Source organism: Paenibacillus sp. WLX1005 (genome assembly GCF_046603685.1).
Taxonomy (GTDB): domain Bacteria; phylum Bacillota; class Bacilli; order Paenibacillales; family Paenibacillaceae; genus Saccharibacillus.
On the sequence record NZ_CP176756.1, the window covers coordinates 3,862,725 to 3,875,895 of the forward strand.

Sequence of the window (13,171 nt, forward strand, 5' to 3'; positions counted from 1 at the left end):
TCCTTATCCGTAAATGCTTGATCTCTATTGAAACTTAGATTTTACCAACCAGATCCAGGCTTGGTTTCAGCGTTTCGCCGCCTTCTTTCCATTTAGCAGGGCATACTTCACCCGGATTGTTGCGTACATATTGAGCTGCTTTGATTTTATCAACCAGTGTGCTTGCATCGCGACCGATACCGTCAGCGTTAATTTCTACGGTTTGTACAACACCTTCAGGGTCAATGATGAATGTACCGCGTTGTGCCAGACCTTCTTCTTCGTCCAGAACGTCGAAGATGCGGGAGATGCGTTGGGAAGGATCACCGATCATAATGTATTCCAGTTTGCTGATAACGTCGGAATGATCGTGCCATGCTTTGTGTGTAAAGTGAGTATCTGTCGATACGGAGTATACTTCTACGCCCAGATCTTTCAGTGTAGCGTATTGATCTTGCAGGTCACCCAGTTCAGTTGGGCAAACAAATGTGAAATCCGCTGGATAGAAGCAAACGATGCTCCATTTGCCTTGGAAGTTTTGCTCGGACACATCGATGAATTCACCGTTGTGAAATGCTTTTGCGTTGAAAGAATCTACTTTTTTACCGATAAGAGACATAATATAATTCCTCCTATATCCAATGATTTTTTGAATGATGTCATCTGTATTTAGAATAAATACAATCTGAGAATCATTATCATACTTGTTGCAGGGTAATGTCAAGTGATGTACTACACTTCACTCAATCTTCATTTTAGCATACGATGAACTATATTTTCCTGTCTGTGATTTTCACGATTTTGCCCATTTTCGTATCCGTTTTGACTGATAAAAGTTCAATATTTGTTCATATTTGCCCTTTTGCATATAGAGCGTTTACAATACAGCATTTTCCGTTTTCATTTTCACTTCTCATCAATCTTCATGAAGTTCATGAAAAAGAAAAATGCCGATAACAGCGAAAGACACTGTGTATCGGCATTTTAATACTTATCAAGATATTAGGATATTTTACATTCAACCTGATTGAATTATCCTATAGCTCAACATAACTTTAATGAACGTTGCGTTGCATCACAGAAACGACATACTACCTACCGCCAAAGATATAACCAGCAAGTGTATAGAAGCTTTCAGATAATGATCCCGCTAATCCATATAACGGTTGGATCGTGACTGCACGCAGTGGTGGCAGGAATAATAGCAATAAGAAAATCAGCATTGCCCATTGTTCTACTCGTTGCAGCTTGTAACTAATCCTTGGCGGTAACCAATCGGATAGAATGCGATATCCATCAAGCGGTGGCAATGGAATCAGATTGAAAATAAACAGGAAACAGTTCATCAATACCATGTATTGCACAAAAGTAACGATCGCAATATCAATTCGATTATTCGCAAACGAACCGATCACGCCAAAGTAGTTCAGTCCGTAATAAATGATTACCGTTATCAGCGCCAGCAGTAGATTACTCACCGGTCCCGCAGCCGATACGATAATGCCCATCAAACGCGGGCGGTGAAAGTTGGCACGATTCACCGGCACTGGACGCGCCCAGCCAAAGCCTGCAATCAACAGCAAAACCAAACCAAGCAGATCAACATGTGCTGCCGGATTTAATGTCACTCGCCCTAGCATCTTTGCCGTCGGATCACCAAACTTGTTAGCAAAATATGCATGGGAAAATTCATGCACCGTAAAGCCGATTACTAGTGCCAGCACATAAAACGGCAAAATATTCAGAGGTACAAACAGAATATTGTTCAGAAAATCCATACTTACCTCTTTCTCGCCACAAACGCGATCCAATCTTCATCGCGATGAGCGCCTTCGATCTCGAAGCCAGCTTGCTCCAGCGCTTGATGCACGACATCTTCTTTGTTTTTGTAAATACCGGATGCAATATACACCCCGCCTACAGGTAGCGCTTCATACACATCGTCGATAAATAGCAAAATAATTTCCGCCAAAATATTCGCTACAACTACCTGTACCGGCAGCGTAACGTTAAGCGCATTCTCCGCTGTGTTGGCTTCTGCTTTGAGTACAGACAGCAGATCGCTCTCGTGGACGATAATACGGTCATCCAGACCGTTCAGATGCGTATTCTCACGCGCACTGGATACCGCTACCGGGTCCAGATCAAGCGCTAGTACACTTTTTGCACCAAGCTTGATTGCACCGATTGCCAGAATACCGGAGCCGGTTCCAACGTCGATCACTTCTTCGCCGCCCTTGATCACTGTTTCCAGCGTACGCAGACAGAGTGATGTGGTTGGATGGGTACCTGTTCCGAACGCCATACCCGGGTCCAGTTCGATAATCTGCTCCTGCTCACTCTGTGGCGTATACTCCTCCCATGTCGGCTTGATCGTCAGACGTTCAGACACACGAATCGGTTTAAAATATTGCTTCCACGCATTTGCCCAATCGTCTTCATCCACAGTGCGCACTGAGATCGACGCTTCACCAGCATCGATACCGAACTCCTTCAGCTGCGCAGTACGAGTACCAATCTCAGCTGCAATGGTGTCCATATCGATATCCTCTGAAAAATACCCCTGTACGACTGCCAGACCTTCTGGAATATCGTTCAGTGGCAATTCATACCATTGTCCGTATGAGGTATCACGTTCTTTGTTCAGCGTACCCGATTCTTCAATCGTCACGCCACCTGCGCCTGCTTCATGCAAAAAGTTAGAGATCATCTCCACTGCCTGCTCCGTCGTATGTATCGTCAATTCATGCCATAACATGATTTCATTCCTCCTGATCGTCATCGGACCTGTCACTGCCCGGTTTGCATTACGCTTCATTGTACTACACATTCCTGATTTAATTCAAAATACAAAACAAAGCCATTATTACACATCCAAGTACGTTCACAGTATAAAAGCCCGGTTCCGCGAAAGAACCGGGCTTCTTCTACAATTCCCTTTGTACTTGTACATCACTGCGACGTATCAATCACCGCGGAACGCGCGTTTCACACGATCAAAGAACGACTGTTCATTTTCATGTGTTTTCTCGCCGCTCAATGAACCGAATTGACGCAGCAGCTCTTTTTGGTCGTCAGTCAACGTACTCGGCGTCACGACCACAACTTTAATATGCTGGTCACCTTGACCGGTACCGCGCAGACGTGGAACGCCTTTGCCTTTCAGACGGAAGTACGTACCTGTCTGTGTACCTGCCGGCACTTTGATTTTTACTTTTTCGGTCAATGTTGGCACTTCGATCTCGTCGCCAAGCGCTGCCTGTGTAAAGGTAAGCGGGATTTCGCAATAAATATCTTCATCTTCCCGTTGGAAGAAATCATGATCTTTTACGCGGAATACGATATACAGATCGCCCGGAGGACCACCTTTCACGCCGCCTTCGCCTTCACCATTTACGCGCATTTGCGAACCGTCATCCACACCAGCAGGGATGCGAATATGGATTTTGCGTTGTTTTTTCACACGGCCTGCACCGTTACAATTACCGCATTTCTCTTCGATGATTGTACCAGTGCCTCCGCAATTGGAACAACTGCGACGATTCACCATACGTCCGAATGGCGTATTTTGTACTACTTCTTCCTGTCCAGAACCATGACAGACGGAGCATGTTTTCGGTTCAGTGCCCGGTTTGGCACCACTGCCGTTACACACATCGCAATTCTCGGTACGGTTGATGGTAATATCCGTTTCTTTACCAAAAATCGCTTCCTTGAACTCTAATGTCATCGTGTATTGCAGATCGTTACCACGCTGCGGTGCATTCGGGTTACGCTGTCTGCCATTGCCACCAAAGAACATATCAAAAATATCGCCAAAGCCGCCACCGCCAGCCGAGAATCCTCCACCGCCAAATCCACCTTGGTTCGGATCGATATGACCGTATTGATCATACTGCGACCGTTTGGACGAATCGCTCAGTACGTCGTAAGCTTCTTTGACCTCTTTGAACTTCGTTTCTGCATCCGCCTCTTTGTTGACGTCCGGGTGATACTGGCGCGCCAGCTTGCGGTATGCCTTTTTAATATCATCATCAGAGGCATCTTTGCCTATGCCAAGCACCTCGTAATAATCGCGTTTGTCCGCCATCGGTCCACCTCCACTTCATGATTACACTACACGACATCCAACATCAGGGTTCACTTTCCCCAGATCGGGCATGTAGCTATTCACTGCTGTATTTGTATGAAACGGTGCTGCACTTCATCCAACTGTACACTCATCCGTTCATCATATGCCACTATGTGTTTATACCATGCGGACATAAAAAATGAAAGTCAAAGCACGGGATGCCCCGGCTTTGACCTTCCCATTCCAAACATGTTTGGATGATTAATCTTTTTTGTCTTCGTCAACAACTTCGTATTCAGCGTCTACAACATTGTCGTTTTTCGGAGCGCCCTGTGCTGCATCACCAGCCGGTTGATCCTGCTGTGCTTGCTCATACAGTTTCACTGCCAATGCTTGTGCAACAGTGCTCAGCTCTTCGGTAGCTGCTTTGATCGCTTCTACGTCTTCGCCTTCCAGCACAGATTTCAGCTTGTCTTTTGCAGCATTTGCTTTTTCGACTTCGCCTGCATCCGCTTTTTCGCCAAGATCTTTGATTGTTTTTTCCACTTGGTAAATGAGTTGGTCACCGCTGTTTTTCACTTCAACCAGCTCTTTACGCTTGCGGTCTTCTTCCGCGTGCAGCTCAGCGTCTTTCATCATTTTCTCAACTTCTTCATCGCTCAGACCGCTGGAAGAAGTGATTGTGATTTTTTGACTTTTGTTTGTACCTTTGTCCGTTGCAGATACGTTAACGATACCGTTCGCATCGATGTCAAAAGTAACTTCGATTTGTGGTACGCCGCGTGGTGCAGCTGGAATATCGCCCAGCATGAAACGACCCAGTGTTTTGTTGCCTGCTGCCATTTCGCGCTCCCCTTGCAGAACGTGAATCTCAACGCTAGGCTGATTGTCCGCGTAAGTGGAGAACACTTGCGATTTGCTAGTTGGGATTGTTGTGTTGCGATCGATCATTTTGGTGAATACGCCACCTGCTGTCTCGATACCGAGGGACAGTGGAGTTACGTCCAGCAGAACGACGTCTTTGACGTCACCAGTCAGTACGCCCGCTTGAACGGCTGCGCCCAGAGCAACTACTTCATCCGGGTTAACGCCTTTGTGTGGGTCTTTGCCAGTCAGTTTTTTGATCGCTTCCTGTACGGCAGGAATACGAGTCGAACCACCGACGAGAACGATTTTGTCGATTTCGTTAGCGCTCAGACCGGAGTCTTTGATCGCTTGACGAGTTGGACCGAGGGTACGCTCTACAAGAGAGGCAGTCAGTTCTTCGAATTTGGCACGAGTCAGGTTTACTTCCAAATGCTGAGGTACGCCGTCTGCAACTGTGATGAACGGCAGAGAGATCGTCGTTGTCAGTACGCCAGACAGTTCTTTTTTCGCTTTTTCAGCTGCGTCTTTCAGACGTTGTACCGCTGCTTTATCTTTGCTCAGATCAATACCTTGATCTTTTTTGAATTCACTTACGAGATAGTCAATGATGACTTGGTCAAAGTCGTCACCACCGAGATGGTTGTCACCGCTTGTTGCTTTTACTTCGAAGAAACCATCGCCCAGTTCCAGGATCGATACGTCGAATGTACCGCCGCCCAGGTCATAAACGAGGATTGTTTGATCTTCGGATTTTTCGAGACCGTATGCCAGCGCTGCTGCTGTCGGCTCGTTGACGATACGCAGAACTTCCAGACCTGCGATTTTACCAGCATCTTTGGTTGCTTGACGCTGACTATCGTTGAAATAAGCTGGAACTGTGATAACAGCTTGTGTTACTGGTTGACCCAAGTATGCTTCTGCATCGGATTTCAGCTTTTGCAGAATCATAGCAGAGATTTCTTGGGAGCTATAGTTTTTGTCGTCGATGGTTTCTTTGTGATCTGTACCCATATGACGCTTGATGGAACTGATCGTACGATCCGGGTTAGTGATGGATTGGCGTTTTGCTGTTTCACCAACGATACGCTCACCATCTTTTTTGAAGCCAACTACGGAAGGGGTTGTACGTGCGCCTTCCGGGTTAGGAATAACGACTGCTTCGCCGCCTTCCATTACTGCTACACATGAATTGGTTGTACCAAGGTCAATACCGATTACTTTACTCATGACTTAAATTTCCTCCCTGTTTTGGAATTGGACTTGTTTTGAGTACTCACTTTGCTTGGTTTGCAAGGACCGCTTCGGGAAGGGATTGGGAAACGGACTCCGGTGGAGTGATGAGAATCTACGGATTAGAAGATAAATGTAGATTCTCACCACTCCAAAGTCTTCCTTTTTCCCAATTCCCTTCCCTACGCTCCGTGCGAACACGAGCATGTGAGTTCAATAACAAGGTCAATTTTAGAAGTTGCTAAGTAGTGGGCTTAGCTGTGAATTTTGGCTGTGCCAAAATTGTATTTATTGGTTCGTAGTACGAGCTTTTAAATATACTTTTAAAAGCATTGAAATATACTTATTTGGCTTACTTGGAGTTGATCGTAGGCACAAATAATGTTGTTATTAACCGCTGACTTTGACCATTGCTGGGCGGATGACTTTGTCTTTGAGGATGTAGCCTTTTTGCAGTTCTTCGACGACGGTTCCTTCTTCGTGTTCGTCGGATTCGACCTGCATCACAGCCTGATGGAATTCAGGGTTGAATGGTTGACCTACAGATTCCATTGGTGTCAGACCTGTGTTTTTGAGTACATCAGACAGTTGGCGAAAGATCATGTCTACGCCTTTGTTGAAGGATTCCAGTTCCGGGCTATCCGGTTTGGTTGCCATCGCGCGTTCAAAATTATCGATAACCGGGATCAGTTCGGTAATCAAGCCTGCGGAAGCGTATTTTGCCAGATCTTCTTTTTCCTTTTGTGTACGGCGACGGAAGTTGTCAAAATCAGCTTGTGCGCGCAGCAAACGCTGGGTTTGGTCGTCGGCTTGTGCCTGTAAGCGTTCCAGCTCAGCACGGGATACAACTTCTTCGATCGGCGTTTCTGCTGCTTCGGAAGTGTTGTCCTGTTCCGTAGTTTCTGTCGATTCCACGTTTTCCATTGCTTCGGCTTCATTTACCGGCTGTTGTTCCGGATTGTTGTTCTCTTGAAAGGATTGCTCTTTATTCAAGATTGTTCACCTCCTTAAAATAAATGCCGGGCTTGAGTCCAATCCGCTATGAGCTTGTACGTTCCTATGAGCGAAAAGGTTCCTGCCTGCTAAAATAACCATTTATGCAGCTTCTGATTCATCCAATCAGCGAATGTTATCTTGTTGTAGAGAGAACAATTAACGATACCACTGCTTCAAAATACGAGTCATGTCATGAGACAGCATATTCAGTATGCCCATCACGCGTGCATATTCCATCCGCGTCGGTCCCAATATACCGATCGTACCTAGCGATTCGCCATCCAATTCATATGTGGCGGTAATCAGACTGCAATTCTCAAAAGCTTCATGCGCATTCTCGGCACCGATCCGAACCTGAATTCCATTCGGATTGGACGCTTCTGTCATAAGACGAGTTAGCGTCGGTGTTTCTCCCAAAAGATCAAGAATATTTTTGACTTTGTCCATATCTTTGAATTCTGGTTGGATCAGCATATTGGTTGCACCGCTTAGGAAAATCTTCTGTTCCTGCTCGTGACCAAATGCGCCTTCTAGCGCAGTCATCATATCTTCGTAATGCTCCAGATGACGCTGCATTTCCTCGCCAATTTCGGAGAAGATACGGGTTTTCAGTTTATATAAAGGCACGCCTACCAACCGACTGTTAAGCAGGTTGACCATCTGCTCTAGTTCGGAAGCCGATACATTGTCAGGAATACGGATTTTGCGATTCTCGACCTGTCCGGTGCTTGTCACCAGAATAGCAATCGCATTCTGATCATCCAGCGACAATAGTTGGAAGTGGCGTAAGGAAGTATGGAATACTTCCGGCCCCAGTAAAATAGAAGTATAGTTCGTCACATGCGATAATACCATCGCGGTATGCTGCATCATCTGCTCCGCGGCATTAAGCTTCTCAGTAAAAAAGCGTTTTAACTCTTTGACCTCGCCCACATTGACCGCCTGAATTGGCGACATATGATCGACATAGTAACGGTATCCTTTATTGGAAGGAATACGTCCAGCGGATGTATGCGGCTGTTCCAAAAATCCCAGCTCTTCCAGATCAGCCATCTCATTGCGAATCGTAGCCGGGCTGTAATTTACATCTCCGCGCTTGGATATGCTGCGGGACCCGACAGGTTCTGCCGAACGAATGTAATCATCCACAATTGCGTTCAGAATCATTTTTTGACGCTCGGTTAACATGAGGTTCCCTCCTCTTAAATGGTGATATGGTAAAACTAGAATCCATGCCTGTACATCGAACATTCATTTTTTCGTTAGCACTCAACTTCAATGAGTGCTAACGACTAATACAAAAATACCAAATCGACGACTTTATTGTCAAGTCGGTTTGGTATTTTTGCGATATCTATTTCAGAAAACAAACAAGCCCGGCAACAGCAAGGAGATGCACTGTCATCGAGCTTGTTCTGTATATCGTATAAAGCCGTCAGATATAGCGGCTTTTTTCAATGTTTATATATCCAACACTTTCAGTACGGCAATCTCGTCGCAATTGTCCTGCTTCGGACAATGACGGCAATCTGCCCATACCTTTTCCGGAAAAATACTAGTCTGTACGACTTCAAAACCGTTCTTTTTAAAAAACGAAACTTCATACGTAAGCGCCATGACTTTGCGCAAGCCTTTGGCAGCTGCTTGCTCGATCAATGTATCAACCAGACGCGAACCGATGCCATGACCTTTATGCCCTTCGGAAATACCGAGCGAACGAATCTCGACCAGCTCTGGTCCCAATTTGCATAACGAACCGCAGCCTACTAGCTCACCATCAAGTTCAGCAATAACGAAATGCTCCAATTGACGATGCAACACATCGCGTGAACGTGGCAGCATGATGCCTCGCTCGGCATATCCCGATATTAATTGATAAAGTGCTTCTACATCTGCTGGTACGGCTGCTCTGCAAGTGACGACAGCATGCATGATACGTTCCTCCCCGTTGCGGCGTTGCGGATCTGTCACATGGTATGATCAATGGTCCGTTTACCTACGTTTTATTTTCGTGCGTTTTGTTTTCGCAATTTTAAATGTTCACAGCAATGTTATCTTTTTGTGAAACGAATACGTATAAATATACATCATAGCAAATGAAAATTCAATAGATTGCACGAAAATGTTTAGAGTTTTTTTGAAGTACATACTATATGAAAAAAACCTTGCTGTGTCTATGGAAAATCTATATTTGCAATGTTATTCCCCAACGTATTTTTGATTATTTTCTATCTAACTGAATAGCAAATCAAATCGAGATGACTGTATTTTATTCATCTTTAAAAGGGAATACGTATACATTACACAGATAAATGAAAATTATTCAGTTTTACGTGTATGTATTAGTATCACTATTTTTTGTCAGTATGAGCAGAGTGATCAATAATATGATTCACGACATAAAAATGTTCTGTTTGGATGGATATTGCGGCTTTGGTATGTGGATATGCATCATCCAAATATTGAACTAGCTCGCATCAAAACAAAGAAGGCACCAACCTTATACGGTCAGCGCCTTCTTTTACCTATTTGTTTACCGCCTACACGGTCTGCGTCTGCGTCTGCGTCTGCGTCTGCGTCTGCGTCTGCGTCTGCGTCTGCGTCTGCGTCTGCGTCTGCGTCTGCGTCTGCGTCTGCGTCTGCGTCTGCGTCTGCGTCTGCGTCTGCGCAGTAATTATGCTTAACGGGTACATCTTTGTCCAGTCATATTATGTTATGCGTGTTCCTGCACCAGACTGCCTACAAACTCGCCAAATACATCGTTACCGAAGAGCAAGCCTTTTTCACTCAAACGATAGCCATCCTCGGTCGGTTGCAACAGGTCATTCTTGAGCAGCTTGTCCAATTGCACCCGGAACACATCATCCAGCTGTTCCCCGTTGAATTGACGGGCAAACCGTTCCTTGGACACACCTTCTAGCATGCGTAGACCAACCATCATATAATCTTCCATCGCCTCATCGCGATCAATCTCGGACGCATCCAGACGCGGCAATCGCGTCGCAGCAGCGTCATTGTATGGATTTACACCTTTGATGTTAATATGACGCTTGCCATGTACATATCCATGCGCACCAGCACCAAGTCCGTAATAATCCTCATTGCGCCAGTAGGTCATATTATGACGACTACCGTACCCCGGCTTGGCAAAATTACTAATCTCATATTGCTCATAGCCTGCCTGCTTCATCTTATCCATCAGCAGCAAATACATGTTAAGCTCAGATTCCTCATCTGGCAGTGGCAGCTGATTTTTCTGGAACAGGGTATGGAATAGCGTATTCTCTTCTACTTTTAAGCTATAGATTGAGTAATGCGGCAAATCCAGCTCCAAGGCGCGATCCACACTGTATGACAGCATATCCAGCGTCTGATTCGGCAATCCGAACATCAGGTCGATCGACAGATTGTTCAGACCGACTTTGCGCGCATTTTCCAGACTACGATATACATCATCTGTATTGTGAATCCGTCCGATGCCAGTCAGCAGTTCATTTTGAAAAGCCTGTACGCCAAAGCTAACACGATTCACGCCGCCTGCTTTCATAATCGCCAGCTTGTCCGCATCCGTTGTACCCGGATTGGCTTCCATCGTAAATTCGATATCCTCCGCCCAGTTCGGGAAATGACGGCGCAAACTTTGCAAAAAGTATTCCATTTCATCATTTTTCAGGACAGTTGGTGTACCTCCACCGACAAAGATCGTATCGATCACGCCCGGTGGTGTCTGTTGTACCGTATATTCCATCTCACGATCCAAAGCCCGCAAATAATCCATCACTGGCTGATCCTTTAGAACGTAAGAATTAAAGTCACAGTAAAAGCATTTGTTGGTGCAGAACGGAATGTGCACATATATTGCACGGGGCGCGTCTGTATGGGTTGCTGTATTCATGACCGGTTTCCTCCCCGTCAGTCTATTGTAAACCCGGCAATCATACCGGGGACTGTTCATTGTTAGATGGATTGATTCTAATCTCAATAATGGACAAAAGGGAAAGCCCGTTGTCGGGCCTTCCCTGCTTGATCCATCGTGTATACTCGGCTAGCATCTAGTCGTCGATACGCAGTACTGCCATAAAGGCTTCCTGCGGTACTTCTACATTACCGACTTGCTTCATGCGCTTTTTACCTTCTTTTTGTTTTTCCAGCAGTTTACGTTTACGAGAAATATCGCCGCCGTAACATTTGGCAAGGACGTTTTTACGCATTGCTTTTACCGTTTCACGAGCAACGACTTTGGTTCCGACCGAAGCTTGAATCGGAATTTCGAACATTTGACGCGGGATTAGTTCGCGCAGCTTTTCACAGATGACGCGTCCACGATGATACGCACGATCACGGTGAACGATAAAGGACAGTGCATCGACCTGTTCGGCGTTCAGCAGAATATCCATTTTCACCAGATTCGATTTGCGGTAACCAGACAGCTCGTAGTCAAACGACGCATACCCCTTCGTGCTTGATTTCAACTGGTCGAAGAAATCGTACACGATCTCGGACAGCGGCACCTGATACGTGATCGTTACACGCGTCGTATCCAGATACTCCATATTGATAAACTCACCACGTTTGGTCTGACACAGCTCCATAACCGTTCCGACAAAATCGTTCGGTACGATGATGGATGCCTTCACATACGGCTCTTCCACGTATTCGATACGACCGACTTCTGGATAGTTTGACGGGTTATCGATCGTCAGCACATCGCCATTGGTCAGTGTAACGTGGTAGATAACGCTTGGTGCTGTCGTAATCAGCGGAATATTGAACTCGCGCTCAATCCGCTCCTGAATCACGTCCATATGCAGCAAACCAAGGAATCCGCAACGGAAACCAAAGCCGAGTGCGCTTGACGATTCTGGCTCAAAGCTCAGAGACGCATCGTTCAATTGCAATTTTTCCAATGCTTCGCGCAGATCAACATAATCAGAAGATTCGATCGGATACAGACCGCAGTATACCATCGGGTTAATTTTGCGGTAACCCGGCAGCGCTTCGGTCGTTGGCGTTTTGGCATCGGTAATCGTATCACCGACACGCGTATCGCCAACCGTTTTGATACCAGCAACGATAAAGCCGACATCGCCGACATTCAGTTCATCGACAATCGTCATACGCGGCATAAAAGCACCGACTTCGATAACTTCGAATTCTTTACCAGTTGCCATCATTTTGATTTTGGAGCCTGCTTTGATCTTGCCGTCCACGATCCGGGAGTAAATGATAACCCCTTTGTATGGATCATAGTGTGAGTCGAAGATCAGCGCTTTCAGCGGATTGGACGGATCGCCAGTCGGTGCAGGCACCTTCTGTACAACCTGTTCCAGAATCTCCTTGATCCCGATGCCTGCTTTGGCAGAAGCAAGTACTGCTTCACTGGCATCCAGTCCGATTACATCTTCTACTTCTTGTTTGACACGTTCCGGGTCTGCACTTGGCAGGTCGATTTTGTTAATGACCGGCAGAATCTCCAGATTGTTATCCAGTGCCAGATACACGTTCGCCAGCGTCTGGGCTTCAATACCCTGAGCCGCATCAACAACCAGCAGTGCGCCTTCGCAGGCAGCAAGACTGCGGGAAACCTCGTACGTAAAGTCGACGTGTCCCGGTGTATCGATCAGATTGAGCAGGTATTCCTCGCCGTCATCGGCCTTGTATGTCAAACGAACTGCCTGCAATTTGATTGTAATTCCGCGCTCGCGCTCCAGTTCCATCTGGTCCAGTACCTGCTCCTGCATTTCACGAGAAGTCAGTGCGCCAGTATACTCCAGAATACGGTCCGCCAGTGTGGACTTCCCATGGTCAATATGCGCAATAATAGAGAAATTACGTATTTTTTCCTGTCTTGCTGAAATATCAGTCATGCCTTACCCCCAACATAAGCCTGAAATATAATGCTGATGGTCCGGTCCTGTATGAAAGGTTAACCATTCCCATTAATCAATTTATTATAGCAGTTGGGCGATTCCCCAGCAATCCCATTACAAAAAGGAATTCAAAACAGTTGTAATCTGAATAACTACG

Annotated in this window: 11 protein-coding genes; all 11 read right to left on the reverse strand. The window is 45.9% G+C overall.

Annotated features, from left to right (window positions below):
• Positions 1-34 precede the first annotated feature (34 nt).
• Positions 35-598 (reverse strand): alkyl hydroperoxide reductase subunit C, encoded by a 564-nt coding sequence (gene ahpC, locus ACE3MZ_RS16475; protein WP_411343223.1) that lies wholly within the window; start codon positions 596-598, stop codon positions 35-37.
• A gap of 472 nt (positions 599-1,070) precedes the next feature.
• Positions 1,071-1,757: a site-2 protease family protein gene (locus tag ACE3MZ_RS16480; protein ID WP_411343224.1), complete on the reverse strand. Its 687-nt coding sequence runs from the start codon at positions 1,755-1,757 to the stop codon at positions 1,071-1,073.
• A gap of 2 nt (positions 1,758-1,759) precedes the next feature.
• On the reverse strand, positions 1,760-2,737 hold the full coding sequence (gene prmA / locus ACE3MZ_RS16485) for a 50S ribosomal protein L11 methyltransferase (RefSeq protein WP_411343225.1): 978 nt from the start codon (positions 2,735-2,737) through the stop codon (positions 1,760-1,762).
• A gap of 207 nt (positions 2,738-2,944) precedes the next feature.
• The gene (gene dnaJ / locus ACE3MZ_RS16490; protein WP_411343226.1) at positions 2,945-4,069 is read right to left on the reverse strand and encodes a molecular chaperone DnaJ; all 1,125 of its coding nucleotides are present in this window, start codon (positions 4,067-4,069) and stop codon (positions 2,945-2,947) included.
• Positions 4,070-4,312: 243 nt separating this feature from the next.
• A complete protein-coding gene (gene dnaK / locus ACE3MZ_RS16495) occupies positions 4,313-6,145 on the reverse strand; it encodes a molecular chaperone DnaK (RefSeq protein WP_411343227.1) in 1,833 nt (610 codons plus the stop codon).
• Positions 6,146-6,538: 393 nt separating this feature from the next.
• The gene (gene grpE, locus ACE3MZ_RS16500; RefSeq protein ID WP_411343228.1) at positions 6,539-7,141 is read right to left on the reverse strand and encodes a nucleotide exchange factor GrpE; all 603 of its coding nucleotides are present in this window, start codon (positions 7,139-7,141) and stop codon (positions 6,539-6,541) included.
• Between the two features lie 159 nt (positions 7,142-7,300).
• On the reverse strand, positions 7,301-8,332 hold the full coding sequence (gene hrcA, locus ACE3MZ_RS16505) for a heat-inducible transcriptional repressor HrcA (protein ID WP_411343229.1): 1,032 nt from the start codon (positions 8,330-8,332) through the stop codon (positions 7,301-7,303).
• A gap of 273 nt (positions 8,333-8,605) precedes the next feature.
• Positions 8,606-9,076: an N-acetyltransferase gene (locus tag ACE3MZ_RS16510; protein ID WP_411343230.1), complete on the reverse strand. Its 471-nt coding sequence runs from the start codon at positions 9,074-9,076 to the stop codon at positions 8,606-8,608.
• Between the two features lie 608 nt (positions 9,077-9,684).
• Positions 9,685-9,837, reverse strand: coding sequence for a hypothetical protein (locus ACE3MZ_RS16515; protein ID WP_411343231.1), 153 nt, complete (start codon positions 9,835-9,837; stop codon positions 9,685-9,687).
• A 20-nt stretch (positions 9,838-9,857) separates the two neighbouring features.
• Entirely contained in the window at positions 9,858-11,039 is a 1,182-nt protein-coding gene (gene hemW, locus ACE3MZ_RS16520) for a radical SAM family heme chaperone HemW (protein ID WP_411343232.1), read from the reverse strand.
• Between the two features lie 157 nt (positions 11,040-11,196).
• Complete coding sequence (gene lepA, locus ACE3MZ_RS16525; protein WP_411343233.1) at positions 11,197-13,011, reverse strand: translation elongation factor 4; 1,815 nt, start codon at positions 13,009-13,011, stop codon at positions 11,197-11,199.
• Between the last annotated feature and the right edge of the window lie 160 nt (positions 13,012-13,171).

Bases quoted from the DNA above. Each gene is read 5' to 3' on its own strand.
- ahpC (WP_411343223.1), bottom strand. From the start codon at position 598: ATGTCTCTTATCGGTAAAAAAGTAGATTCTTTCAACGCAAAAGCATTT.
- ACE3MZ_RS16480 (WP_411343224.1), bottom strand. From the start codon at position 1,757: ATGGATTTTCTGAACAATATTCTGTTTGTACCTCTGAATATTTTGCCG.
- prmA (WP_411343225.1), bottom strand. From the start codon at position 2,737: ATGTTATGGCATGAATTGACGATACATACGACGGAGCAGGCAGTGGAG.
- dnaJ (WP_411343226.1), bottom strand. From the start codon at position 4,069: ATGGCGGACAAACGCGATTATTACGAGGTGCTTGGCATAGGCAAAGAT.
- dnaK (WP_411343227.1), bottom strand. From the start codon at position 6,145: ATGAGTAAAGTAATCGGTATTGACCTTGGTACAACCAATTCATGTGTA.
- hrcA (WP_411343229.1), bottom strand. From the start codon at position 8,332: ATGTTAACCGAGCGTCAAAAAATGATTCTGAACGCAATTGTGGATGAT.
- ACE3MZ_RS16510 (WP_411343230.1), bottom strand. From the start codon at position 9,076: ATGCATGCTGTCGTCACTTGCAGAGCAGCCGTACCAGCAGATGTAGAA.
- ACE3MZ_RS16515 (WP_411343231.1), bottom strand. From the start codon at position 9,837: ATGTACCCGTTAAGCATAATTACTGCGCAGACGCAGACGCAGACGCAG.
- hemW (WP_411343232.1), bottom strand. From the start codon at position 11,039: ATGAATACAGCAACCCATACAGACGCGCCCCGTGCAATATATGTGCAC.
- lepA (WP_411343233.1), bottom strand. From the start codon at position 13,011: ATGACTGATATTTCAGCAAGACAGGAAAAAATACGTAATTTCTCTATT.